The 25,825-nt window shown below is 46.8% G+C and carries 27 protein-coding genes and 1 pseudogene; 5 read left to right on the forward strand and 23 right to left on the reverse strand.

Annotation, left to right across the window (positions count from 1 at the left end):
* Nucleotides 1-23: 23 nt before the first annotated feature.
* Nucleotides 24-683 (reverse strand): carbohydrate ABC transporter permease, encoded by a 660-nt coding sequence (locus tag KJS69_RS13135; RefSeq protein WP_213584231.1) that lies wholly within the window; start codon nt 681-683, stop codon nt 24-26.
* 284 nt (nt 684-967) lie between these two features.
* On the opposite strand from KJS69_RS13135, the gene KJS69_RS13140 reads away from it, so the two are divergent.
* The gene (locus KJS69_RS13140; protein WP_213584232.1) at nt 968-1,723 is read left to right on the forward strand and encodes a creatininase family protein; all 756 of its coding nucleotides are present in this window, start codon (nt 968-970) and stop codon (nt 1,721-1,723) included.
* A gap of 225 nt (nt 1,724-1,948) precedes the next feature.
* On the opposite strand, the gene KJS69_RS13145 is transcribed toward KJS69_RS13140, so the two are convergent.
* Together KJS69_RS13145 and KJS69_RS29680 are read right to left on the reverse strand one after the other, a co-directional pair.
* A complete protein-coding gene (locus tag KJS69_RS13145) occupies nt 1,949-2,620 on the reverse strand; it encodes an HAD family hydrolase (protein ID WP_249730500.1) in 672 nt (223 codons plus the stop codon).
* Nucleotides 2,621-2,694: 74 nt separating this feature from the next.
* Nucleotides 2,695-2,826: pseudogene (locus KJS69_RS29680) on the reverse strand (ATP-binding cassette domain-containing protein); the annotation flags it as partial.
* A 97-nt stretch (nt 2,827-2,923) separates the two neighbouring features.
* On the opposite strand from KJS69_RS29680, the gene KJS69_RS13155 reads away from it, so the two are divergent.
* The gene (locus tag KJS69_RS13155; protein WP_213584234.1) at nt 2,924-3,325 is read left to right on the forward strand and encodes a VOC family protein; all 402 of its coding nucleotides are present in this window, start codon (nt 2,924-2,926) and stop codon (nt 3,323-3,325) included.
* Nucleotides 3,326-3,528: 203 nt separating this feature from the next.
* Here the strand turns inward: KJS69_RS13155 and KJS69_RS13160 are convergent, their stop codons facing one another.
* From KJS69_RS13160 to KJS69_RS13170, 3 genes are all read right to left on the reverse strand, one after another.
* Nucleotides 3,529-3,813: a type II toxin-antitoxin system Phd/YefM family antitoxin gene (locus KJS69_RS13160; protein ID WP_213584235.1), complete on the reverse strand. Its 285-nt coding sequence runs from the start codon at nt 3,811-3,813 to the stop codon at nt 3,529-3,531.
* A gap of 154 nt (nt 3,814-3,967) precedes the next feature.
* Nucleotides 3,968-4,396 (reverse strand): hypothetical protein, encoded by a 429-nt coding sequence (locus KJS69_RS13165; RefSeq protein WP_213584236.1) that lies wholly within the window; start codon nt 4,394-4,396, stop codon nt 3,968-3,970.
* Nucleotides 4,380-4,853 carry a MerR family transcriptional regulator gene (locus KJS69_RS13170; RefSeq protein WP_213584237.1) on the reverse strand — a complete coding sequence of 158 codons (474 nt, stop codon included), beginning with the start codon at nt 4,851-4,853 and terminating at the stop codon, nt 4,380-4,382. Before KJS69_RS13170 ends, KJS69_RS13165 begins: the two co-directional genes overlap by 17 nt.
* 397 nt (nt 4,854-5,250) lie before the next feature.
* Between KJS69_RS13170 and KJS69_RS13175 the strand changes: the two genes are divergently transcribed.
* A complete protein-coding gene (locus KJS69_RS13175; RefSeq protein WP_213584238.1) occupies nt 5,251-5,724 on the forward strand; it encodes an SRPBCC family protein in 474 nt (157 codons plus the stop codon).
* Between the two features lie 177 nt (nt 5,725-5,901).
* On the opposite strand, the gene KJS69_RS13180 is transcribed toward KJS69_RS13175, so the two are convergent.
* From KJS69_RS13180 to KJS69_RS13205, 6 genes are all read right to left on the reverse strand, one after another.
* On the reverse strand, nt 5,902-6,639 hold the full coding sequence (locus KJS69_RS13180) for an ABC transporter permease (RefSeq protein ID WP_213584239.1): 738 nt from the start codon (nt 6,637-6,639) through the stop codon (nt 5,902-5,904).
* Nucleotides 6,636-7,367, reverse strand: coding sequence for an ABC transporter ATP-binding protein (locus tag KJS69_RS13185; RefSeq protein WP_249730523.1), 732 nt, complete (start codon nt 7,365-7,367; stop codon nt 6,636-6,638). Before KJS69_RS13185 ends, KJS69_RS13180 begins: the two co-directional genes overlap by 4 nt.
* Nucleotides 7,367-7,804, reverse strand: coding sequence for a helix-turn-helix transcriptional regulator (locus tag KJS69_RS13190; RefSeq protein WP_213584240.1), 438 nt, complete (start codon nt 7,802-7,804; stop codon nt 7,367-7,369). Before KJS69_RS13190 ends, KJS69_RS13185 begins: the two co-directional genes overlap by 1 nt.
* Nucleotides 7,805-8,103: 299 nt before the next feature.
* Nucleotides 8,104-10,617, reverse strand: coding sequence for an excinuclease ABC subunit UvrA (uvrA, locus tag KJS69_RS13195; protein ID WP_213584241.1), 2,514 nt, complete (start codon nt 10,615-10,617; stop codon nt 8,104-8,106).
* Between the two features lie 27 nt (nt 10,618-10,644).
* Nucleotides 10,645-11,466: an ABC transporter permease gene (locus tag KJS69_RS13200; RefSeq protein WP_249730502.1), complete on the reverse strand. Its 822-nt coding sequence runs from the start codon at nt 11,464-11,466 to the stop codon at nt 10,645-10,647.
* Nucleotides 11,463-12,437 (reverse strand): ATP-binding cassette domain-containing protein, encoded by a 975-nt coding sequence (locus KJS69_RS13205; RefSeq protein WP_213584242.1) that lies wholly within the window; start codon nt 12,435-12,437, stop codon nt 11,463-11,465. The genes KJS69_RS13200 and KJS69_RS13205 overlap by 4 nt, the downstream gene beginning before the upstream one ends.
* A 216-nt stretch (nt 12,438-12,653) precedes the next feature.
* Here KJS69_RS13205 and KJS69_RS13210 point away from each other — a divergent pair, with 216 nt between their 5' ends.
* Nucleotides 12,654-13,430 carry a TioE family transcriptional regulator gene (locus KJS69_RS13210; RefSeq protein WP_213584243.1) on the forward strand — a complete coding sequence of 259 codons (777 nt, stop codon included), beginning with the start codon at nt 12,654-12,656 and terminating at the stop codon, nt 13,428-13,430.
* Between the two features lie 88 nt (nt 13,431-13,518).
* Here the strand turns inward: KJS69_RS13210 and KJS69_RS30250 are convergent, their stop codons facing one another.
* The 7 genes from KJS69_RS30250 to KJS69_RS13240 form a co-directional block, all read right to left on the reverse strand.
* Nucleotides 13,519-13,635, reverse strand: coding sequence for a DUF6508 domain-containing protein (locus KJS69_RS30250; protein WP_374706637.1), 117 nt, complete (start codon nt 13,633-13,635; stop codon nt 13,519-13,521).
* An 18-nt stretch (nt 13,636-13,653) separates the two neighbouring features.
* Nucleotides 13,654-13,821 carry a hypothetical protein gene (locus KJS69_RS13215; protein WP_213584244.1) on the reverse strand — a complete coding sequence of 56 codons (168 nt, stop codon included), beginning with the start codon at nt 13,819-13,821 and terminating at the stop codon, nt 13,654-13,656.
* 198 nt (nt 13,822-14,019) lie between these two features.
* On the reverse strand, nt 14,020-15,951 hold the full coding sequence (locus tag KJS69_RS13220; protein WP_213584245.1) for a CehA/McbA family metallohydrolase: 1,932 nt from the start codon (nt 15,949-15,951) through the stop codon (nt 14,020-14,022).
* A 28-nt stretch (nt 15,952-15,979) separates the two neighbouring features.
* Nucleotides 15,980-16,876: a carbohydrate ABC transporter permease gene (locus KJS69_RS13225; protein WP_213584246.1), complete on the reverse strand. Its 897-nt coding sequence runs from the start codon at nt 16,874-16,876 to the stop codon at nt 15,980-15,982.
* 15 nt (nt 16,877-16,891) lie between these two features.
* The gene (locus KJS69_RS13230; RefSeq protein WP_213584247.1) at nt 16,892-17,827 is read right to left on the reverse strand and encodes an ABC transporter permease; all 936 of its coding nucleotides are present in this window, start codon (nt 17,825-17,827) and stop codon (nt 16,892-16,894) included.
* 187 nt (nt 17,828-18,014) lie between these two features.
* Complete coding sequence (locus KJS69_RS13235) at nt 18,015-19,658, reverse strand: extracellular solute-binding protein (RefSeq protein WP_213584248.1); 1,644 nt, start codon at nt 19,656-19,658, stop codon at nt 18,015-18,017.
* Nucleotides 19,659-19,768: 110 nt separating this feature from the next.
* The gene (locus KJS69_RS13240; protein ID WP_213584249.1) at nt 19,769-20,542 is read right to left on the reverse strand and encodes a GntR family transcriptional regulator; all 774 of its coding nucleotides are present in this window, start codon (nt 20,540-20,542) and stop codon (nt 19,769-19,771) included.
* A gap of 379 nt (nt 20,543-20,921) precedes the next feature.
* On the opposite strand from KJS69_RS13240, the gene KJS69_RS13245 reads away from it, so the two are divergent.
* The gene (locus KJS69_RS13245) at nt 20,922-22,739 is read left to right on the forward strand and encodes a DEAD/DEAH box helicase (RefSeq protein WP_213584250.1); all 1,818 of its coding nucleotides are present in this window, start codon (nt 20,922-20,924) and stop codon (nt 22,737-22,739) included.
* Nucleotides 22,740-23,039: 300 nt separating this feature from the next.
* Here the strand turns inward: KJS69_RS13245 and KJS69_RS13250 are convergent, their stop codons facing one another.
* The 4 genes from KJS69_RS13250 to KJS69_RS13265 form a co-directional block, all read right to left on the reverse strand.
* Nucleotides 23,040-23,204, reverse strand: a complete 165-nt coding sequence (locus KJS69_RS13250) for a hypothetical protein (RefSeq protein ID WP_213584251.1) — start codon at nt 23,202-23,204, stop codon at nt 23,040-23,042.
* Between the two features lie 140 nt (nt 23,205-23,344).
* A complete protein-coding gene (locus KJS69_RS13255) occupies nt 23,345-23,923 on the reverse strand; it encodes a Uma2 family endonuclease (RefSeq protein ID WP_213584252.1) in 579 nt (192 codons plus the stop codon).
* Nucleotides 23,924-24,000: 77 nt separating this feature from the next.
* A complete protein-coding gene (locus tag KJS69_RS13260; RefSeq protein ID WP_213584253.1) occupies nt 24,001-24,933 on the reverse strand; it encodes a DUF6528 family protein in 933 nt (310 codons plus the stop codon).
* A gap of 18 nt (nt 24,934-24,951) precedes the next feature.
* Nucleotides 24,952-25,824: a sugar phosphate isomerase/epimerase family protein gene (locus tag KJS69_RS13265; RefSeq protein WP_213584254.1), complete on the reverse strand. Its 873-nt coding sequence runs from the start codon at nt 25,822-25,824 to the stop codon at nt 24,952-24,954.
* Nucleotide 25,825 lies beyond the last annotated feature (1 nt).

The raw sequence follows: 25,825 nt of genomic DNA on the forward strand, positions 1-25,825 counted from the left end.
GGCTCAAGAAATAAGCTAAGAAACTAAGCTATAGATGTCATTGGATGTTTAACCTGGGCAGGATAATGATTATCGCCATGGCTCCTTACAAATAACAGCTCCCCTTGAAGCAGTTTGCTTTCGATATCCATATCTTTGCAATCCGGAGTGAAAGAAAACACTAAGGCATGCTCGTAATCATTCCAGTGCCAGGAAAAATCGATGACCGCGAACGTCGCGAGCACCGGCTTCGCCAGCGGAAGCATCATGCGGAAAAATATTTTAAAGTGACCCGCCCCGTCAATCATGGCCGACTCCGAAATATCGATCGGAATGGACAGGAAAAACTGCCTGATCATAAAAACACCATAGATCGTAAACAGATTAGGCAGAATAAGAGCCCAATGGGTATTGTAAATTCCCATCCAATCAAACATGAGAAACTTGGGCACAAACAGGATTTGCGGCGGAATCAACATCATCGACAAGTAGAAAAGAAATAAAATATTTCTGCCCGGAAATTGAATGTTGGAAAATCCGTAAGCAGCGATGGCTGCCAGAAAGACGGCCCCGGCTGAACTGATGACAGCGATCTTTAATGAATTCAAATAATACGTGACGAAGCTGTCGCTTCCCGTCCAAACTTTAATATGGTGATCCAGGACAACGGGAGACGGAATCCACTTAATCGGAAATCGAAACACAAGTGCGGCACTGCCGCCTTTATCATTGCTTTGATTAAGCCAATGCCTTTACCAGTAAAGGGACATACAAAGTTAGGCTTTACCTCTATCAGGCTGTGTCTTCACCCTTTGGGTACAGCACCCGTAAGAATGACTCTCTAGCCTTCTCCAATTCCTCTAGGGTTAATAAAAGGTTTTATGTGGGGGACTCTCGAATATCTCAAGTTGGAAACCTAGTTATGAAAGAGGTGTATACAATGAACAAAGACACATCTAAATAAACCCATAAAAGCAGGAGGTTATAAATGCTTAGCTATAAAAATACAACGACTGAAGTTGAAAACAGTGGGATTGACACTGTAATTTTATCGGTAGGAGCAACAGAGCAATTCGGACCTTTCCTTCCGATGCATTTGGATACTCTTATTGCAGATTTGTACGCTGAAGCGTATGGAAGAGAATTAAATGCATACGTATTGCCGACGATTCCGTTTAACACCTCTGAAGAACATGCCAACTTTAAGGGAACGGTAACTGTTAGCCCAAATGTTTTAACCGCAATGTTAGAAGAACTTATTATAAATTTGGTGAGACAAGGATTCAAAAAATTTGTGGTTTGCAATGGGCATGGGGGAGCCTACTGGGAAGGGGCTTTTATTAAACATATAAATTACAAATACCCACAGATTATCTTGATTGCTCCGAATCACAATAATTATAATGCTTGGGAAGAAGCAACAAAAAAGGCAGGACTTGAAGGTTTAAATGAGGTACATGGTGGGTTATTGTCCGTTTGCACAGCCATGTGGCTCTGCCCCGAACACGTCAAAACGAGGTCTATGGGTTCAAACATTCCTTTAGAGAATCGTTTTTATGCAGATTATATGGGGTGGGATAAACTTACCGAAGATGGATGTTGGGGAAAATTTGAAGAAGGAAGCTATTCTGATGATGAATTAAGAGAAAAAGGGAAGATATTTTGGGAAACATTTATTAACAAAAGGACCGAAGGTTTAAAACAAATTCTTGAAGAAACATATCGCAGAAAGATGGCACAATAGCAACAACACTGAAAAGCGTGACCGCCTAAAACCTAAATGGCGGTCATTTTTTTGTTCAAAATCAACATTGTGTGATAACAGACTCAACAAAAAATAGAGGGGTTCGGCACCCCTCTTTACTATTTCCGCCAATACATCTCAACTATTAGTCATTCCTAGCCAACAGTGAGCAATACTCCACATGTATCGAGTATATAGTGAAAACAACATTAAATGCGTCCGGCCTTAAGATAACAAAGGGATCAGTTCATTTAACGAAGTTACAACGTAATCCGGAGAATAATTCTGCGGCAGCTCTTTATTTTTTCGGTTAATCCAAGCCGCCTTAATTCCAACGTTTTGAGCACCGGTAACATCACTTGTTAGTGAATCGCCAACATGAAGAACCTCTATCGGTTTAAGATTGTAGGCCGCAAGGGCTTCCTGAAACATCTCGGGCCTTGGCTTATAGGATTTTACGTCTTCGCTGGTAATAACGTGGTCGAAGGATAATGCATTATGATTCATGGCAGATTGAATGTCATTTCGGTCAATATTTGATAGGATTACTTGGGGGATGCTGATACTTTCCAAAAAGAGATTTGTATCATCAAATAGTTGGGGAGCTTGCCAGTGGTCATATAAAATTTCGCTTAGTTCAATTGGATTTTCAGACGACTTGTAATAGGCTATTGTATCCTCCAGAGCACCAAGCTCGATTTCACGTTGAGTTTTAAAGTTACCGCCATAAGAGGATTGAAAAGTTTTGGAAAAGGAATCCCACCAATACCTGCCAATAGCTTTTGTAGTGGTTTGAGTTGGCGTCGATGTCATTATTTTTCTGCATATTTCTTCAATAAACACATCATCTTCATGCACAAGTGTACCGTAGAAATCAAGAAACACGGCTTTATACATAATCCAACCCACTTTCTTCACTATATTATCACTGTATTACTTTACCATAATAACGTATTTGGAATAATATGTACACCAACCATCAATGCTCTCAATACCTGTTGGATCATTTGCTCCGAGTTGCTATCCAGACTCGAAGTCGCCTCGTCAAGCAACAGGATTTTCGGATTGCGGATCAAGGCAGTCGCAATGGCAATTCGCTGACGACTTCGAAAACAGCAATCCATAAGAAATACAGGGCCATGCATTATGATAATATAGTGCTGAATCTCATGATAAATCGAGTTAGAAAGGATGTTGGAGATGGCAAAACTGAAGCCTTATATTCTTTCAGAAGACGCAATGGCGCAAGCCGAGTTTTATACGCAAGCGCTCGGGGGACGGATCGTGTCCGTGACAACACATGAACAGGCAATGGGAACGAAGAACGAATACAAGGATAAAATCATGCATATGTGTTTCGCCATTGCGGGAGACAATTACATCTTTATGGCCGACTCGATGGAGCCCTTAAAGCAAGGAAACGACATCGCACTAAGCGTGGAGTTCGGTCCAGAAGCCGAAGCCGTTAAAGCATTTACAAAGCTTTCCGAAGGCGGTAAAGTGAAACATCCTTTAGAAATGCAGCCTTTTGGCGTATTTTACGGGGAGCTTGTCGACAAATATCATGTAACCTGGATGATTACGGCCGAGATGAAAGACTGATCTGCTACTACAACAGATAGAAGTTACGTTTCTCCCCTTCGGAAGGGATAATGCTGAAAGCCGTGGGCAGGAGAGCCAGAATGGCTGCCCGTCCTCGGCGGTCGCGATGATATTCACCTGAGCTCCGATTCTAATCCTCAAAGAGCGAACCCGTCATATGTCCGTTGTGAAAGACATAAGTGGTTGATAGCAGGTATTTCAGTTTAAACATTATCCTGAGCCTTATCAGCAAGGCTTTCCTTTAGATCTGAAAACACTTCTTCGTGTGAATAACGTTTATTAGTTAACTTGGCTTCAAGTTCCGCCTCTTTTAGCTTGATATATACCTCACTTTCAAATTGTTTTCGCTCATAGGCCTCAATGCTCATAACCACCATGTCACCATAACCATTCTTGGTCAAGAATACGGGTTCCGCAGTTTCATGCACTATCCTTGAAATATCCGCAAAGTGGTTTCGCAAATCCGAAACAGGTCTAATATGTGGCATTTTATCACCCCTTAATCTAGCTTAACATAACTTTATAATAATTATGCTAAGCCATCAATCCGACCCGATTATGGTTTCCCGAACCATTGTTTTAAAGATGAAAAAAGACCACTGAGCGAGTCTGCAGAGTCAGAAGACAACTTGGACATCTCTGTTATTGCTGCTGACCGCTGGACTGTTTTGTCATCCTACTAGTGCCCAGTATGATCAATGCGACATAGATTAAGATGGCAATCGAATCTATTAACGTATCCGTAAGCGCCGAAACGTCAAGCATGGCCGTTACGCCAAGAATGACCATCAGTCGCACGATCAGGATCGCCGCGATCATCCATGCGGCAAACCGGATCTTCGATTGTTCACTTTGGAATGACATAAAAATGAATGCGATGCCGAAGACCAGATTTTCCGCCGTGATAATGTGCCAAACATACGTAAATACCGTCCGGATATCCGTGGATATTGCCCCAATGCTGAGAGCCGGCAACACAGCCGATTGCCCGTTCCATACATGCGTCACGGCAAACAGCATCGCAAGAATGCCTGCAATCAGATAATAAAAATTTCTAACCTTGATGTTCATCACAACCCTCCTTGGAAATTCCCGGTTCTTTCTTTCGGATATCCTTGTAAAGCTCGCGGACGAATTCTGCCAACCGTTGGTCGCTTTCGTTATTAAAGTCTCTTAACGTTTCGGCGGCCAGGTTGAGCAGCCGACTGACCTTCTCCAGATGGTCAATCTTTTTGCGCGTTTCTGCGTTTTTGGCATCAAGGAACGCAGCAACCTCTTCGCAGTAAGCGGGGTCGATATTTTCCATCCTGTGGAAACCAAATTTCCCCCTGATTTCGTCAAGAGAAAAGTCCGCATACTGCATGATCTGAATATTCATCAAGTCAATGAGGTCTTCCTTCGAATAGGTGCGGTACCGATTGTCTTCCCGGGACGGTGAAACGATCCCGATCCGGTCATAATACCGGAGCTTATCTTTGGACATCCCAAGGATCTGCGAAACCTCTTGTATAGAATAAAGTTTTTCCATGAATTCAGAATAACATTAGAGTAAACTCCAATGTCAAGGCGTTTTTTGACTATTTTCCTCTATTATTCAAGAGAGCAATCGGAAAGAAATCAATACATTATTTATTTGCTATATATGTGGCACTAAAGAAAGCTATCATTCCGTTCCGAAGGAAAGTGCCTCCGAAGCTTCAAACATCTTGTTTTGTATTCCTTATTTATTGAATAGGCCTTCGGATAGTAGGAATACAAAGCCAAAACTCGCCCTGGAAGCATCTTTCTTTCTCCACTTCATGAGCTTTGAAATCTTTAGTGCCGAGTATATATAATTGAAAAAAAGAGTTGATCAATGATGACTGTAATACTTACCCCTTATTAAATATGGAAAGGAACTCAAATTCATTTTTGGAGGGGTGGACATGAGCCACAACAACGCAACAAACAAAATCGCAACGCAAGTAGGTGATCGCGAGATTAGGATCACCCGCGTATTGGATGCTCCACGCGATCTTGTGTTTGATGCTTGGACGAAAGAGGAGCACCTGTCGAAGTGGTGGGGACCTCGAGGTTTTACGACGACTTTTCAGAAGTTTGATATGAAACCGGGCGGTACATGGCAGTTTATCATGCACAGTCCTGATGGCGTTGATTTTCCCAACACCAACGTCTTTGTCGAGGTCGTTAAACCCGAGCGAATCGTCATCCACCATGTTGTGTTTCCCCATTTTCTGACGACAGCAACCTTTGAGGACGCGGATGGTAAGACCAAACTCACTTATAGCACAGTTTTTGAAGAAAATGCCGCTGTATTCGATAAGGTGAAAACATATGCCGTCCCAGGTGCAGAGCAGACTATGGATCGTCTTGAGGAGCATCTGGCAAGTATGTCTTAAAAGTAAGATGCCAGCCTGGTATGGATGCCCCGGTAACAACCCGCTAATTATCATAAGGGGTTAACCTTAAACAAACCTTAAATGAGAATGATTTCGCTTCGAGTATCTTTGGCAAAAGAAAAAACGGCATTCCTGCCGCTGATGTCTTCCTCCAAAGTTATCCTATTTGCTCTACCCTTAAGCGGTATCGCCGCTCATTTTTTTCTTGAACATATAAACAGCAATAACCAGGATGACCGCCGCATATCCGATGACCCACCAAAGGTGCGATAAAATCGAGGAATAGTCTCCGGCAATGGCAGCTCTGCCCGCATCCACAGCATGAGCAAAGGGAAGGGCGTATGCAATCCCTTTAAACCATCCGCCAATCAGATTCAGATCAAACCATGAACCACTCAACCATGCACTAAGGTTAGTCAGCAGCGCCCCACAGATGCCTCCTACCTGCTTGTCATTAAATATACTCCCTGTCAATAGCCCGATTCCTATAAATAGCATAGCTGTTGGTATAAGCACAATAATAGAAAGCATAACATCGGCATTGACGGGCAAGCCCAGGAAGAAAGCGGCAATATAGCCTATGACTATTTGCAGGATCGCCATGGGGATTAGCGGCAGAGTGTATCCCGTGATATAATCAGGGGCAGTAAGCGGAGCTGTGAACAACCGCATTAAAAATGAAGTACTTCTATCTTTAGCGATTAGCATTCCAGAGAATAGAGAAATGAAAGAAAGACCGAAAACGGCTACTCCCGGTATCAGTTTAGCAATGGCAAAGATTTCAACGGGAATATTCGTTTGCAGGGCAGATAGCAGTAATAAAATAACCAGCGGGAAACCTAAACCGAACATCAAATTCAAAGGATCTCTAACAATCTCTTTGTGGTTTCGTGCGGCAAATGCTATTGCTTTCATCGTTCTGCCTCCTTTTTTGCAGCTAGTGAAACGAAGGCATCCTCAAGTGTTTTGGTGTTCGTCTTTGCCATCAATTCTGTCGCCGTTCCAACGGCCTTTAATTTTCCTTTCGCCATAATTCCTATTCGATCCGAAAGCGCCTCTGCTTCTTCCATATAATGAGTCGTGAGTATAACAGTAATCCTTCCTTTTAATTTCTCAATGGCCATCCACAGTTCCCGTCTTGCAATCACATCCAGTCCCAATGTAGGTTCATCAAGGAAAAGGATCTGCGGATTTGAAATGAGGGCCATCGCAATACTGAGTCGCCTCTGTGTTCCTCCCGATAAAGTTTTTGCTTTATCTTTGGATACTTCCGTCAGGCTAAAAGTCGTCATCATTTCCTCCACTTTTAGGTCTACAGCTTTCTTGTCAAACCCGTATATTTGAGCAATTAATTCAAGATTCTCTTTGACCGACAAATTACGGGCTACAGCCGTTTCCTGCGGGGAAACGTTAATTCTTTCTTTGATTGCATAAGGATTGGAGACGATACTGTCACCAAGCAGAGTGGCATCGCCGCTGGTAGGGCTGGTAAGGCAAGTCAACATCTTGATCGTTGTTGTTTTACCTGCGCCATTCACTCCGAGCAAAGCAAAAAGCTCGCCTTGTTCGATAGAAAGATTGAGAGAGTTCACGGCGGCTTTATCTTGAAATTTCTTCGTCAAATTCATTGTTTGAATAGCAATCACTCATCTTCCTCCTCGATTTCCTGCGCGTTAAATAGGTCTTGTGCAAACTGCAGGAAGCCCTCGCTTCTTACAATGGCAATTCCTTGGGCTTCATCGCCCAGAACCAGCAATCTGTCACCGGTACTAATGCTAAAAATATCTCTGGCCTTTTTAGGAATTACGATTTGTCCTCGTTCTCCAACCTTTACGAATCCAAATATGTGTTTCCCCTTCGGCTGAATTCCTAATGGTTCCTTATCTTCGGAATAGTTGACCAGATCATCCAACACGACTCCATATAATTCCGCCAAAGCCACACAATTATTGATATCCGGCACGGTCTCCCCGTTCTCCCATTTCGCAACAGCCTGTCTGGAAACACCGATTTTATCAGCGACTTCTTCTTGTGTGTATCTATACGTTTTTCGCAACCTTTTCAAGTTCATACTTATCATATTTTTCACATCCTTTGCAGTCATTATAAAGTTCTTTTCCGAATAAACCCACCAATCGAAGCTAACATATAATGTTACTTTCAGTTAACATTGTATCCCTTACGAGCGGGAAGATCGCTAACGTGAATCCGTTTTTCCATTGTTGAAAATGGACCCTTTCTGCATCCTCGTCGCTATTGGCTGCGTACAGTACACCATCATCCCCATACAACATAATCGTCGATTACATTGATTTTTAAACTGCATTGGGTCCGTCTGCTGAATGATGCAAAAAAGCGCCCCTGTCGGCGCTTTTTTAGTTAAAGCTTTGGCAGCACTTCCTGCAGAAAACGGCCGGTATGGGAAGCTTCAACCGCCGCGACGGCTTCCGGGGTGCCCGCGGCAACGATTTCCCCGCCTGCCTCGCCACCTTCGGGTCCAATATCGATGACCCAATCGCATTCGCGTATGACATCGAGGTTATGCTCTACGACGATAACGGTATTGCCGGCATCCACCAGCTTGTTTAGCAGCACCAGCAACTGCTTCGTATCCCGTGGATGAAGTCCGGTTGAGGGCTCGTCCAACAAATACAAAGTGTGCCGTTTCGACTTCCCGCTCAGCTCCTTGGCCAGTCGAAGCCGCTGGCCCTCCCCGCCGGATAACGTGCGGACCGATTGTCCCCAATGAAGGTATCCCAGTCCCACCTCGGCCAACAGGGCAATTGGGCCGCTCATCCTGGATTGATCCTGAAGAAGCGGCAGGCTCTCTTCGACGGTTAGATCGAGCAGATCTGAAATCGACAGCCCTTTGTAGGTGACGCCAAGCACATGTTCCTGGAATCGTTTGCCCTGGCAAACCGGACAGCGAACCTCCAGTCCGGGGAGGAAAAACATGTCCATTGGCACGGCTCCGATCCCCTGACAATGCTCACATCGTCCGCCCGGCGTATTAAACGAGAAATGCTTCGGGGTAAGTCCCATTCTTTGTGCTTCCGATAATCCCGCATACAAATTCCGCATGGCGGTATACACGTCAGAGTAGGTTGCTACATTCGATCGGCTCATCCGGGCGATCGGCGACTGGTCGACCGTCACGATGTTATCGACGGCAGCGAAGCCGGAAATGCTGCCGCAGCCATGGCGCTGCAGATCGTCGTTTCCTCCAGCCGCCACAAGGTCGAATAGCAGCGTGGACTTTCCGGAACCGGATACTCCCGTGACGGCAATCAGACAGCCCAGCGGGAAGGCCACATCAATATGCTTCAGATTCCGTTCATAAGCATCGCGGACGTTTAAGAAATGACCGTTCCCTCTCCGACGATGCTTCTGCATTAGTCCGGCTGAACCCGCCTCCCGCAGAAATGCGCCGGTGACCGATTCCGGGTTGTCCATCAGCTCAAGCAGCGTCCCTTCGCCGACGACGCGTCCGCCGGAGCTTCCAGCGTCCGGCCCCATATCGATCACATGATCCGCGGCGCGCATCATCTCGACGTCATGTTCGATCACCAGGACCGTGTTCCCCATATTGCGCAGCTGCTTCAAGACATGAATGAGGCCCGCAGTATCCCGAGGATGAAGTCCGGCTGTCGGTTCATCGAGAATATACAGCACCCCTGTAAGTCCGGAGCCAAGAATGGAAGCAAGCCGCAGCCGCTGCGCTTCTCCGCCGGAGAGCGTAACCGACTGCCTGCTCAGCGACAGGTAACCGAGCCCGACGTCGACGATGCGTTTCATCCGAACAGTTAAATCGTAAAGAAGCGACTCGACCTGCTCTTTCTCTTCCGGCCGAAGCTCCCCCATTAGCCGCTCCAGCCAAAGAGACGCATCCTGCAGCGCCCATCCGGAAATATCGGCAATGGATGCGTCCCCGACCGTCACTCGGCGGACTTCCTCCTTCAGCCTGGCACCGTCGCATGCGGCGCATGTATGCTCTAGAAACAGCGCGGCTTCGCCCGATTCGCTTCCCTTCTCCTTATAACGCCTCCAAATGCCGGTCACGACCCCTTCGAATTTGCCTCCCGTCACCGATTTCGGTGGTTTCATCCCGGGAAAATAAGCAGAGAACTTTTCGCTTTCCACGCCGTAAAACAGCAGATCCCGCTGGACTTGGCCATATTGCTTGAGGGGGAGGTCCGGATCAAAATCAAAACCGTAATGCTTCGCGGCCGCTTTCAGGATCGATGCATTGTACTTATTCATCATGTCGTACCAGATGGTGACGCAGCCGCCCAGCAGACTTCGCTCTTCATCAAAAACGGCATCCTGGTTCAAAGTGACCGTATGGCCGAGGCCAGCGCAGGTTTCGCAAGCACCCTCCGGCGTGTTGTAGGAGAAATGCCTTCGGGTTATTTGCGGCATGGTTTCCGAGCAGTAAGGGCAACGCACGGATCCGGGGCGACCCTCCCCGCGCTCATGTTTGGCAGCCTCGCCCGGCTCAAGGGCGTCCGGTCCAGGTACAAACCGTAGGCCGCAGTGCGGGCAATCCCTCTCTCCCAGCTTTTCATAGATCACCCGCAGATACGTGTGGATATCCGTAACCGTACCAACCGTGGATCGCGGATTCCGGTTTGTGATATGCTGCCCCACGCTGATCGATGGGGATAATCCGATGATGGCGTCGACCTTCGGCTTGGCAATGGTATCCGATGTCATCCCCATCGATTCCATGTACTGACGCTGGCACTCGCGCTGGAGCGTGTCCAGCGCGAGTGTCGATTTGCCCGAACCCGATGGGCCGGTCAGAACGACCAGCTTATGCTTCGGAATGCGAAGGGTTACGTTTTTCAAATTGTTTTCCCGGGCGCCCCGGATCTCAATGACGTTATGGTACATAGACGAATCCTCCTGCTTATTTTTTCATTAATGTGCTTTTTGGCGGTACAGCCGAAACGTCAGCGGGATAAATATCATAACGATCAATCCCAGACCGGCGATCGTTGTGACTAGCATCGAAATCTCGGTTGTCCCGTGCATCAGTCCCCGGGCCGTAGCGGATGCCAAGCTGACGGGATTGTATGTAACGATCCGGCCGAGCCAATGCGGCATGGTGGACGTGTCCGCAAAGACGTTGCTGGTGAACATCAGCGGATACAAAACGATATACGACATCGTGGTGAGGGACTCCGTTTTTTGCACCACGATTCCGATGCAAGCGAATATCCAACTGAGACTAAATGCGTAGAACATGACAAGAAGAAATGCAAGAAGGACTCCAATTATGCCAGCTTCCGGACGGAAGCCGAGCAGCATCCCAAGCCCGAACGTCGTGATGACGGCCGCTGCGAATGAGATCAGATGGATGGCCATCGTGCCGATAATCGCGGCCGGCTGCCAGAAAGGCAGCGTTCTAAAGCGGTTGAATACGCCGCGTTCGATATCGGTCTTTATTCCGATTCCGATGTAAACCGTCATGGTGGTGACGGTATAGACCATCATGCCCGGAAGCAGAAACTGCAAGTAATTCCCCGTCGATCCGGAAATGGCGCCGCCAAACAAATAGGTAAAGATCAGCAGGAATATCGCCGGGAAAATGATCGAATCGATCGCCAGATAATGAAGCTTGCCGAGCGTTTTCCGCCAGGAACGCCAAACGAATGTGGAAACGGCTCGCAGCGCATTCGGCCGCTGCGGACGTTCGCTTAAGTTCATGGTCTGCAGAAGCCTGGATTGCGTATGGCTCATAGACTCCCCTCCTCCATCGTTTCATTTTGGGCGACTCTGCCGGTCAAGGTAAGAAATACTTCGTCAAGACTTGGCTTACCAAGCGAAAATTGACTTATCAGTATCCCCGCGCCGGAAAGTTCCGTTAAAGCCTGCGCTGCCAACCGGGGATCCGATACTTGCGCCGACAGAGCGGCATGATCGGTATGAAGCCTCACCGCCGTATCAAGTACGCGATGCAGCACCTGTTCGGCATCCGCCCGCTGCTTCGGATGTATGAGCCGGACCTGAATCGTACCCGATCCGATGGAAGCCTTCAGCTCACCCGGCGAGCCTTCGGCAATCACGGTCCCCCCGTCGATGACCGCAATACGGCTGGCCAACTGATCGGCTTCCTCCAGATATTGGGTAGTTAGCAGCACCGTTGTGCCTTGTTCCGCCAGAACGCGGACGATGTCCCACACGTCGTTGCGGCTTCGGGGATCCAATCCTGTTGTCGGTTCATCCAGAAACAGAAGATCTGGCGCAACAAGCATTGCGGCCGCTATATCCAGCCTTCGCCGCATGCCTCCCGAATACTTTCCGGCAGCACGGCCGGCGGCATCCATCAGACCGAACGCTTCAATCAGTTCTTCTGCCCTTGCCTTGGCTGAACGGATAGAATACCCGGCAAGCCTTCCAAAGAGCACCAGATTTTCGCGGCCGCTAAGCTCTTCATCTACCGCAGCGAATTGTCCGGTCAGCCCGATCCTTTGTCGAACGGCATCGGCCTCACGAGCCACATTCAATCCGAAAATCCGGACCGTACCGGAATCCGGCCGCAGAAGCGTGGACAAGATGCTGACCAGCGTCGTCTTTCCCGCCCCGTTGGGTCCGAGCACGCCATACACCGTCCCCCGCTCGACATTCAGGTCCATCCCTTTCAGAACCTCCTGCTTGCCGTAGGCTTTTTTCAATGCCTGAACTTCAATGGCATTTTCCTTTGCAAACATGATTCCACCTGCCTCCTCATTGGCTTGATCTCAAGCTTACACCCCCCATTTTATAACACTGATGCAAGTGAGAAGGTCCAAGGAAATTTCAATAGAATGAATACATGAAGCGAATATGGAATCTTATCACATAACTTAAAGGTTTTTGAACAGTGTTTGCTTTGCTTGAAATCCTTTGATATAGTATTAATCCAATCCATAAGGAGGGATGGAGACTTGCGCTATTACAAGCCGATCGAGATTGCCAGGGAATTGTATATAAGTACAAGCGCCCTACGTCATTATGAATCCTGGGGAGTGGTCCCAAAGCCTGAGCGTTCAGACCATGGCTACCGCCTTTATACCAAAGTACATTTGGCTTATTTTCGCTGCCTTCGGGCCATGTTTTCCGGATTCGGCACCGGCACGACTTGCGAAGTTCTCCTCTTGATTCAAAATGGCGACATGAATGAAGCCTTCTGGCTTGTCAATCAGGAGCAAGCGCGCTTGCATCACGAAAAAGCGGTTGCCGAACAGACCCTGGCTATGCTGCAGAATCCAGAGCTTCATCTGATCTCCAATAAAAGACTAAAAAACCGCATGACGATCGGCGAAGCGGCCGCGCTTGCCGATGTTCAGCCCTCGGCGATCCGGCACTGGGAAAAGGAAGGGCTGATCACTCCCGAACGGGATCCGGAAAATGGGTACAGGCTTTTTACTCCGACGCACATCCGGCAGATTCTGCTCATCCGTACATTACGCAAGACGGTTTATATTTTGGAAAATATGAAAGAAATCGTGAGGGGCGTCGAGCATCAGAGCATCGAAAAAGCGAAGAAGGTTACATTGGAGGCATTATCGAGCATTCATGACCGCAACCGTCGACAGTTTTATGGGGTTCATCTGCTGGTGGAATTATGTATAGAAATTGGGCTGATCGATCCGAAAGAGTATAACAAAGGTCTGTGGTATGATTATTACCAAAAAACGGATCAAGCCATTACAGAGCCTTAATGGCCTACACACCAATGTAGTGACTAGCGACTGACTCGATGGGATTTGAACCCACGCCCTCCCATACTGCCAGTGTGGTGCGATCAAGTTACTCGTGAGTGTAGGCACCTTCATACAAGGCCTGCAGCCGTTTCAACAGTCTCCGTATCGTTCCATCCTCTATCCTGCCGGCATAGAATCCGGCTACAAATCGATCTGCTCTGATGACCTGTTCCCAGAATCGTCAATACTTCCCTAATGACATAATCCCGTCCGGCTCCCCATCCAAATCCAAATGACCTGATAGGAAGCCGCGGGAATCAATAAACACCGCTCCGCCGAGGAAGCAATATTTCGAGAATCTCTTATTGACATTGTAGGAAGCCTGCAATTCTGCAGGATTTTCGGCCATTTGATCCGTCGCCGCAACAAAGCCTGCAACAATACATCTTTTTTCCCGCTCCATTGGAGATTGGGCCGTTTTATCCGGAAATGACTGGTATAATCGCAGGCTTTTCTCCCCAGCACTTTATTTTCAATGGATACTAACTGCATTATCGTAGGAATTCGTGTTTGCCAAAGAAACTTGAATCAGAAGAAAAAAATCAATTTACTCCATCTCTATCCAAACCGGCGAGGTGGCCGCAAACTCGCCATCGTCCTGAGTCATTTTCACAAGATAGTATCTGCTTTCACATGGCAGCGAAAATTGGCAGTCCAACTGCCGGTCATCGATTTCAATCGTATGGAGCACATGGCCATGCTCGCCGAGGATCTCCGCCTTAACGATACGGCGGCCCGTATCCTTACCGTACAAAGCCTTAATATCGAAATCGAGAGTATCGGTCCGCTTGATTCTGGATCCCATGATGGCGCCGTTCACCCGGAACCAAACCTTCAGATGGAGAGCCGATGTGAAGTAAACGCGATTATGGCGGACGGCATCGAAGAAGTGCTCTCTCGTCAGTTGGTCCACCAGCACAGCCGTTCGAAGATTATTTTGTGTCCCCCACTGCCGATGATGATTGTCCTGGTTGCCTGCGGGAGATACATGCCATCCCTTGTCGAGCGCCATGATATAGTAATGGAGCCCTCCGAGTTCCTTCGATTCAATCGGATTGACTTCGAGCAAATGCAAGACATCATCCAACTGCGCATCGTAGGGTTCAAATCCATCCAGGTGACGCTTGCCGCTTGACCACGGATGATTCCATTGATGGATCGAGTCGGGATACTGCTTCAACGTTTGATAATATAACGGAATCTCATTATATTGGGTCTCATAGGCGTTGATAAAAAATTCGATATTGAACGTATTCATATGACCGAACTGATTGTACCAGGTCGTCTCCGAACCGACCAGCGCTAGGAAAGCTCCGTCTTCGGTTTTGCTGTCGGCCATCTGCTGGATTTCCGCCAATTTGCGGCTTTTATCCCAATCCAGGTAGTGGTCATAGAGATTGCTGTGCTCGGTAAGCGCCAGAAAATCGAGACCGGCCGTATATCTTGCATAATCGAATGCAGCTTCCGGAACCCCTTGACCATCCGAAAATCCGGTATGGCTGTGCAGATTGCCGAAGTAGATTTTATAATCGCTGTCCACGGGAGCGGGCAAAGCGCGGGAGCGCGGTTTCGGCGCAGGCAAGGGAGACTTCCGGACAAATGCCAGCCAGTGAATCATCAAGCGCTGAGGCGGTTCGGATGTTTTAATAACGAGATAGACATCATGAACGCCTGTCAGCAGCGACGAATCCGGATGTTCCAGACGGCCGCCCAGGATCGACCACGTCTTCCATTGTCTGAATAAAATGATCTCCCCTATTTTTTCTCCATTAAGATCGTCTACTCTCACTTCCATCGTGATCCGCTTTTGTTTGTCAGGCTCAATAAATCCGAATTCTCCGCGCAGCTGGTCAACCCCGGCTTCCGTAAAATCCACACCGCGATAAACCAGGTAGCTGCCGGTCTCTCCTCCGACCAGCACTTGATCCCGCTGTCCGGGCTCCAAATCGTTTATTTCCATTTCACTAAACCCATTCGCCTCATCACAGGCAATCGCAAGAAACTTGCGGGGCGATACTTTGCCGGATACCCCTGTATCCGGAGCATCCCATTCCTGACCATAAGCTTTAAAATCACGGATTTGGGCGGTTTCCCCGGTGGAGCAATAAGTGATGGTTATCCGGATGTAGCGGGCGATGAAGGATACATCATATTGTTCTCCGTTATTTGACGCGGTGTCATCCTTCTTCTCCACCGCCGTCTCCCAGTTCAAATTATCCTGACTGTATTCAATGAAATAGCGGGTATGGCCGCCGGCATCGGAACCCGTGCGGATAGCCATCCGAGTAATGTGGCAGCTTTTCAGTAAATCGAGCTTCCACCATTTATAGTAAGGAGCGGCCGCCCAACAAGTGTCGTCCCGGCCATCGATCGCCTTGTCCGCTTCAGAACCTTCAAGCTGGTCTTCAGCCGTAGCTATTTTGCCCTGAGTCAACAAAACGGCTTGCTTCAACATTTCGTTCTGGTTGTTATTAATCATATATCCTCACCCACTCAACTAAATTTGTCTAACCTTTAACCGCACCCACCATAACGCCCTTGACAAAATGCTTCTGGACCATGGGATACAGCAGCAGCATAGGAATACTCGATACGACGATCACCGCATATCTCATCCCCTCGATCAGCAGCAGCTGTTCCACAATACTTTCCCCCTCCCCTCCTGCCATTGCATACATATCCTCTTGAATCAAAATGGAGCGAATAACCATCTGAAGCGGCTGCCGCCATGAATCATGGAGATAAATCAACGCGGTAAAATACGAATTCCAGTGAGCGACTCCATAATACAAAGTCATGACAGCAATGATCGGCATGGACAGCGGCAGAACTATGCTGACGAGTGTCCGGATATTATTACAGCCGTCTATAAAAGCAGCTTCATGCAATTCATTCGGAATGGCGGTCTGAAAATAGGTCCTCATAATAATCATATTCCATACACTGATGGCGCTAGGAATGACCATCACCCAAAGATTGTTGTACAGGCCAAGCATATTTTTGAATACGAGGTAGGTCGGAATCAGACCGCCGTTAAAGAGCAGGGTGAAAGTAAAAATCAGCGCCAGCACATTGCGTCCTTTTAAATCCTTGCGGGACAGCGCATAAGCCCCCATCGTAGTCATGACTATATTAATGGTCGTTCCGACCACCAAGTAGATAAGAGAATTGCGGTAGCCCATCAAAATATCGGAGTTTTGAAACACTTTGCGGTAAGCGTCCAAATTGAGATTTTTGGGAAGCAGCCAAACCTCTCCCTTGACAATGGACATGGGATCACTCAAAGATGCGCTTACAATGTAGATTAGCGGATACAGCGTTCCCAACGTAATGATCGTGAGAATCGTGTAAATCGTAATATCAAATATCCGATCGCCCCAGGCCTGTTTTTTTATATGTTCCATACAGCTGTTCCTCCCTTACCACAAGCTGGTGCCGCTGGCTTTCTTGGCGATATAATTGACAATAATAATCAAGATGAAGTTAATGACCGAGTTGAACATTCCTACGGCAGCGGAAAAGCTGTACTGCGACCCAAGCAGACCCATCTCATACACATAAGTCGAAATGACGCTGGAAGTGGGACGGTTCAGCTCATTCTGCATGAGGAACACCTTCTCGAAGCCAATGTCCATGATCGAGCCGAACTGAAAGATCAGCATGATGATCGCCGTCGGAATCAAGGCTGGAATCGATACATGAATGAGCCGCTGCATCTTGCTCGCGCCATCAATCATGGCCGCCTCATACAGATGCCGGTCAATCCCCGATAATACCGCTATGTAAAGAATAGAATTGAAGCCCATGTTCTGCCAAATATCAGAAAACACGTAGATCGATTTGAACATTCCCGGCTCCGTCATGAAATAGATGGGCTCCAGATCGAACAGGCCGAGAATATTATTGACCAAACCGGTTGAAGGCGAGAGCAGCGCAATGACCATCCCGACAAGCACGACCGTGGACAGAAAGTGAGGCATGAAGGTGATCGACTGCACATTTTTTTTGAACCATTTGTTCTGTACCTCATTGACCAGCAGCGCAAAAAAGATCGGCAGAGGAAAGGCGACCGTAATTTGAAACAGACTGATCCCCACCGTATTTTTAATTAAGGTCCAGAACTGATAATTGTTAAAGAATCGGATAAAGTGCTTCATCCCTACCCAATTGCTGCCCCAAATTCCTTTGGCAGCCGAAAAATCCTTGAAGGCAATTTGAATTCCGTACATCGGCAAATACTTAATCAGCACAAAATAAATGACTACCGGTAAAACCAGCAGGTAGATATCCCAATTTTTGCGGACAGAGCGGGGCAAAACTGCTGATAGGAAGCTTCTTACCGGACCTGATGTCATGGATATACACCTCTCGTCGGACGACCACTTAATTTAATCATGCGGGCCGCTTGTTATGTTGGAAGAGATGTGAAGTTCCAGACCGTCGATCCGCCTGGAGCCTCACACCATTTACAACTATCTGAAATTTCACAATATTCACAATTTTCACTTTATTTATCGCTTAGGTTTAGTCCCTTTTATTCAATTAGTCCTGTTTATACCGGTCATAGGCCTTGTCATAGATGTCCTTCAACTGGCCAAGACCCATCTTCTCCAGTTGGGCTACATAACTGTCAAATTCGTCGAGAGACGCTTTGCCCTGCACGAATTCGGCTGTACGTTGTTTGACCATTGCATAAATATCCGCTTCCAGCGACAGCTTCTCCTCGGATTCCTCGAAAGTAAAGCTAAACGGAGCCCAAAGCTCTTCAGGCACATAAGGCCGCAGATTTTCCGCTGCCGCTTTGGCTGACGGCTGAGTCTCGCCGCCTTTGAAGTATTCTTCCAGAATGAGAGTAGGCAGGGAACCTCCCGCATAAGGGACATACTTGGAGACGACCTGATCGAAAGAAGAGCCCTCCGGGATGTTATTGACAATCTCCGGAATAAAATCGTAGTTGCCATCCGCATCCTTCTGATAGGAAACGCCTTCCACTCCCATGTACAGCATCCGAATTCCTTCTTCACTGTAGAAGTGGTCGATCCAGCGCATCGTAGCTTCCGGATATTTATTCGATTTGCTGATCAAGAACGCCCCGCGCGAGCCAAAATGTCCCCGTACACTGGTATAGAGACGATCTCCATTCGGACCGGCAAGCGCCGTCTCCAGACCGACAAAATCATCCGCATTGGTATTGGCGCGTGCAACGACGTTGCCGAAGGAGAAGCTCCCGACCAGATTTTGCTCATTCTTCGCAAGTACCTTCGTACCGCTGCTTGTAAAGATTTCCCGGTCTATCAGATTCTCTGTGTACAGCTTGTTCAGATAGGCCAGCAGCTCTTTGTAGCTTTGACTCGCCGGGTAGAAGCGCAGGTCTTCTGAATCGGGCTCCACATCCCAATAGCCATTTCCGGTTCCTCTATTCCCAAGTCCGAAGGAGCCTCTCAGAACGCCAATGATATCGTCAAGAGTATCTGCAGTCAGCGGGATGATATTTTTGCCGCCGTCGCCGTTAGGGTCACCGTCCCGGAATGCCACCAGCACATCATACAGCTCATCCGTCGTAGTGGGCAGCTGCTTGCCCGTGTGCTCCAGCCACTTCTGATTGATGAACAGCTTGCGGGTAATCTCGATGCTTGGAGAATCGGTGAGGTTGGGCAGGGCATAGATACTGCCATCCGCCGTCGCGACGCCTTTTTTTACGTCTTCATACTTTTCCATAATGGCTTTGAAGTTAGGCGCATACTGATCGATCAAATCATTCAGTTTGATGAATGAACCTTCCTCGCCGTATTTATCGATATCTTTGTCCGGCACCTTGGCCCGGTAGAAAATATCCGGGAGCTGATCGCTCGCGAGCGCCAAATTTCTCTTCTCCGTTATATCCGCGCTGGTGTAGGCATCCCAATCGATATGTATACCGCTCATCTTTTCGTACTCCTGCCAAGCTGCAATATCATTCCAGTCGGCTGGCTGTGATGGACTTACCAGAACCATCGCGGACAATGTAATCGGCTCATTCACGATCGGGAAACCGGTTTCATTTAAGTAGTCGGGTGCTCCTCCTTCCGCAGATGTCCCCGCATTTTTCGATAATGGGGCAGAATTGTCCTTACCACAAGCCGAAAGTGCAACAACTGATAAGATCAGCACTGTCATAAACGCAGCAACAGAAACTCTCTTTTTCAATAAAAGCCCTCCTCGTTGGTTTGTTTTTTGCTGCTAATCTATAAAATCCGGTCTATCGACATTTATGAAAGATCCGGATTTTATCGTAGTTAATAGACTTACTTCGTTTCTTACTTCCCCTCTGTCTGATCAGAGTAAGCATCGTCATAGAATGCTTTCTTCCTTAAAGTTTGCTTGTACTTATATTTGTACTTTTCACTGCGGATGTAGCTCTCACAGTATTCAATGCAGCGATTTTTGGCCGTCGTCAATCGGTTAAGACGCAGTACAGCCGTGTTTTTCTTGATCTGAAGCAACTCCGCGATCTCACCGGGACAATTCACAGCCTCGGCTTCTACTTCCGCTTCTTCTGCCATCAATCCCGAACGGCGGAAAATAGTGAGATACAGCCCATCTTTCTTCAACTGTTCCTCCCCGGCCCCCTCCATAAGGGAACAAGGAACGAAAGCTCTTTCCCAAGCAAACAGCTCATCGCCGATAAACCGCAGACGCGTGATTTCATACACGCTATCCTGAGCGGATATTCCAAAGACTCGCTGCAATAAGCTTGTGGCACTGCATCTTTTGAACCCAAGAAGCTGAAAGCCGGAATCCAGGCCTTCCTTCTCCAGTTCCTGCGATAAGCTGTAGGAACTGGTTAACTCATGCTCAAATTTGGGCAAGGATACAAAGGTGCCTTTGCCTTGCTTGCGGACCAGATAGCCTTCTTGCACCAGCTCTTTCAGCACTTCCCGCACTGTAATCCGGCTGACACCATATTCATCACACAATTCCCGTTCACTTGGAATCTGGGAACCCGGGGACCAGAATCTTTTCTCGATTTTGTCGAGCAATTTGCCCCGCAATTGATATTGCAGCGTTACTGGCAAAGTATCATCTAGCACGATCATTCCTCCATGAATCATGATTTTTGCTATATTATAGCCCATGGTGTTTTGAATTCATATGTCAACGTTTGATAGGATAGTGCCTTCTTTTCTAACTGGTTATAACATTATAATATAATATTAAGGTTGTCAACGCTTTATTTGTTATTTTTATGTAAAGAAACGGAGGCTCAAATTCTTTCAAAAAAAAGAAGACCAGGTTATTATCCTGATCTCAAAAATTCCAAACTGCTTTTATTGGCCCATCCGTTGGAATGCTGATACATATTGCTGCGATTCGTTAAAATGGGACCTAGCTAATTGAAAATAGTGCAAAATACAAGTCTTCCTATTTTTTTTTATCCCTATATTATTTAGGATAGGAGAGTGATGACAGATGGAAACATTAGCAGTGTGGAAAGAGTTCCTTCGTCCGTACGATAGTTCAAACGATTATGTTAAAGAAATTATCACAACTGGTCGTCACTTAAGTCGATCAGGAGCAGTCTATAATTATAGCCATGATGAAAAATCAATTCAAGCAAGTGTTGCTGGTAAAAGCGGTGGACATGAGGTGAAAATTCAAGAGTTAAAATACAGTTGTACATGTTCTGTAGCTTCGTTTTGTGAACATATTACGGCTACCTTTTTTTATACGGAACGTATGCAAAAGCCCGGACAGTCAAGCGAATTATTTGATTATTGGAAGACGATCGAAAAAAGAAGCGTATCTTCAGAGCGTTCGGAAAATCCATTATATAGTGACCAAATGAAGGCTATCAAAAAAAGAAAGACTCCTTTAAAGAAGACTACTGAGCTAACCTGTACATTACGACAATATCAATTAGAGGGTGCTGAATGGTTAGTACATCTAAATAAACATAAAATCGGAGCTTTATTAGCAGATGATATGGGATTGGGGAAAACCATTCAAACAATCGCTTTCTTTAATGAAGTACGTCACAAACAAAAAATTTCATTAATCGTTGTACCTACTTCATTACTAGCTAATTGGGAAAAAGAAATCAGTAAATTCGCTCCCAATATTAAAGTCCACATTCACTATGGAACCGAAAGGGAAAAAGATAGCTTCAAAATGTTTATAGATAAATTCGATATTATCTTAACAACTTATAGCACACTTACAAATGACCATATTCTCTTCAAGAACATGAATTGGCATATTATTTGTTTGGATGAAGCTCAGCATATAAAAGATGTCCAAACAAAAAGATCCAATATTATACGTTCTTTGAACAGTGAGGGTAAAGTTGCCTTAAGCGGGACTCCTATTGAAAATCGTCTAATGGAGTTATGGTCACTTGTTGAGTTTTTAAATCCAAAGTTTCTGGGTACAGAAGCAGTATTTAGGCAGCTATATGTCCAACCAATCGAACGTGAGCATAATCAAGAAAAGACACAACAGTTACAACAACTCATTCAGCCTTTCATTCTAAGAAGAACAAAGAGGGAAGAAAAAATAAAAGGTGATCTACCTGAGAAAATAGAGCAAAAGCAATACTGCACATTAACTGATGAACAAGAAGAGTTATACAAAAAATTGGTGCATGAAGTAAAAGAAAAAGCAAAGAAGTTAACGAGGAAAACACGGAAGCCATATATGATGACTATAATCGGAAAATTAAAGCAATTGTGTGATCATCCTGGATTATACTTAAAGGAACAGAACATAACAAAAATCGCAGAACGTTCTAATAAAGTAGCCCTAGTTGATGAACTGATTAGTACTATTCTTGAGGCAGATGAAAGTGTAATTCTTTTTACTCAGTATGTAAAAATGGGGGAGTTATTACAACAACATTTAACGGAAAAATTTGGTGTCAATGTTCTATTCTTGCACGGTAGTACTTTACAAAAGGAACGGACGAAGATGGTGGACGATTTCCAAAGCAAAAAAACACCTATTTTTATCCTTTCCTTGAAAGCTGGAGGAACAGGTTTGAACCTAACAGCAGCTAACCATGTTATACATTTTGATCGTTGGTGGAACCCAGCAGTTGAAAATCAAGCCACCGACCGTGTACACCGCATAGGTCAAGAAAACTTTGTACAAGTCCATAAACTAATTACGATTAATACATTAGAAGAAAAAATTGATAACATCTTAAGTTATAAACAAGAACTGAGTGAATCCATGTTATCATCTTCAGGTACAAATTCGATCTTTGATGAAGATATTGATAATATAATCTAATTTGAACGGTTTCATCCTCCGACTGGCCAAGAAGCAGCATTTGAAATGGGTGCGGTATCTGAAAGACATACGATAAGCAGGAGGCGATTTTCATGTACCGGGTCGCGATCTGCGATGACGAAGAGAAGTTGGCATTACGACAAGCGCAATTGCAAAGAGCAATAAGCAGTCGATCACAATAATTTGCCCCTGTGTAACGGAAGCATCAAGGCCCGTAAACGCTCTTTTATCTCCCGAAACTGGATTGAGAAAATCTCATCGTATAACTTTTCTAAAGTAGCGAAAGTGGACTTAGGTATATTAAGATTTTTTGACACTTTCCAACCTCACTTTGTACGATAACCAGACGGAGGCGTCCGTGTCTTCCTCGGTTAATTCTCTGATAGTCTTGTCGCCAAAAGTTTCCTCAAAGGTAGCACCGTATTTTTTCTCCAGCTCTTTAATAGATTGTTCCAAATAAGTCATTCATCGACTTCAGGTTCTTCATTTTCCTTGTCCCAGTTGGCTTTAAGTATGGACACAGGAATTGAATTGCTCTTCATTTCGATTATCGTTGCTACAGTGACAAAAGAAGAAAGGGCGTAAATCACGCCCTTTATCTATATTTATTGCCGATCATTGTCCGGAAAGATCGAAGCGAGATCTATCGTCAAACAAGGAATCGTCGGAGATTGGAGTTGATCTTCTTCCGTTAAAGTGGCCGCAAGCCGATAGCCCTCCCCTTCGGTTAGCACGAATTGATCTACCGTCCGATAGCTTGGGTCGGCAAGCCAATATTCTTTGACGCCATGTTTCTCATATAACTCTTTCTTGATCGTCTTGTCTCTCTGTCCCGTACTGCTGGACAAAATTTCAACAAGCAAATCAGGCACACCGAACACGAAACCATCACGAATAATTCCAAGGTTCGCATTAGCTATATAAATGACGTCTGGTTGTACGATATTCTCCTCGTCGAAGTGGACATCCATCGGAGCGAGCAATATTTCCCCCTCCTCTTTGCACGCCCCATGAAATGCAAGATGAAAATTCGTCAATATCTTCTGGTGCACATATTTGGGGGAGGATAAAAAATCATACCGAATTCCGCCAATAATTTCGCAGCGCTCGGGCACATCGTAAATCCCCCGCTGTTCTTTCACTTTCGATGTCTGTTTGGGATTAGATGGTTTGGATGAACTCATCAAACATCACTCCTTAGCAGATCATAATAATAGCACATTCGTTCCCATTATTATAACCTGTTTCGGTTCGGTTTGCATTAATTGTAGTTCGGATTCCAAACCCGCGCTTTATAAATCGCCGCTCCGGGAAGATTGCCCGTCATGGAGGGGTTAATGAAATCAATACGAGCGGTGCACCAATCGTTGAAGCTGCTTCCGGTATCCGGCCGGATCACCTGATCCGGGACCGTGGAAACGACTTGACCCGATGGACAATTCCCCACACTTTTAACGTTAGCCCGGCTGATGCTATCGCTATTAGAATAGCTTTCATCGAAGTCATTCAAGGACTTGATATATTGGTATACATGGCTCCCCGTACTGACCCAGAGCCGATCCGTATTTCCATACACCGGTTGAAGATCATGGCCATACCGTGTCGGGAGGGCAATCTTATGCACTTCCCGAACTACCGGGGCCGCATCGGGCCCTGCAATCTCAAGCGCAACCAGATCATCGTCGCCAAGAGCCCATAGCACCTGACGCTCGGGATCCCATTGGACCCCGTGAGCCCCGGGGAACGGGTACTCCACATAATCGCCACAGTCCGGCCCCTGGGAGGATGCATAAATGCGCACCCACCCGCCCGTACTTGCTGCAACCGCAATATTTCCGTTCGGCAATAGTTCGGCGGAGTGGGGATTGCCTCCGACGTTGCATCCCCATTGTCTGCTGTCTCCTTGGGGGTAAGGCACAACCGCAGCCAGGCCTCTGGAATCGGTAACGGCCATCCAATATCCGCCGAGCTTTTCATTCCTCCTGATTTTGGCATCGGTAGGAAGTCCCCAGGAGGATTCGAGTCTCTCAAATCCATTAGAGGCGGCTGCAGACCATGTCCACACAACGGCGGCTTGCTGGCCCCTTGCCCATTCATCTATCCTCAGAACAATGATCTGGTGCGAGGCTTGATCCGTCACAGCAACAGTATTGTTGCTGACGCCAACATTTTTCGATAGGTGCGGGATCTTCATCTTCTCCTCCTGCTATTTTCAGTATTCATTTTTGCTATAGGCACTCATCAAACGACTCCAGCATTGTCCAAGCCGGTCAGGATTAACCGGTCGTACCTCGAACATGAATGGGCCTTGATAACCGCATTCAAGTAATGCGGAAATCACGTCGTTCCAACGAATGACCCCCTCCCCCGGATACCCATGCTTCTCGTCCAGGCCATCATTATCCGACATATGGACCGTAAGGATGCGTGAGCCTATCTTTCTTATATATTGTTCCGGCGCCTCCTGCAGCAGGTGGTTAACGTCACAGCATACTCCCAGCCGTTCATCGGCTTCGAGCAGCTCTCCCATTTCTTCGCTCGTATTGCCGAGACAGGTTCGCGGCAAGCATTCCACCGCAACCCGCAGGTTGAATCGTTCAGCCTCGGCCGCCATACGGGCCAATGACCTTCGACAAGCTTGCAGACGCTCGTTTCTTTCGGCATCGGGTATCGGCTCCCAGCTTGGATGCAGGATGACCGTGCCGATCTTCCATTCAGCCGCTAAGTGCATCAACTGCAGATGCCGAGCGATTGCTGCTTCTCTGTGTCGTTCATCCACCGCCGAGACATCCCACTCTGTACCATAGGGCAGATGCAAGGACCAGACCTGAATGCCCAGTCCCCTGGCTTGCCGGATAAGCTCCGCACACCGATTCTGGTTGCCCGGCTCCAGCATATCGAATACATCATTGCGCCAGGCCAGTTCGATGCAGTCTATGCCGCTGGCCCGTAAATCCTCCAGCTTTATATTCGGCACAGCACCTGCCCCAAGCTGGATGGAGGTGCCGGGCTTCCAATCAGCGGGATCAGGCGGCGCACATGCAGTCCGCCCCATGTCAGTTTGAATTTCCTTAATTTTGCTCATA

Source organism: Paenibacillus sp. J2TS4 (genome assembly GCF_018403245.1).
Lineage (GTDB): Bacteria > Bacillota > Bacilli > Paenibacillales > NBRC-103111 > Paenibacillus_L.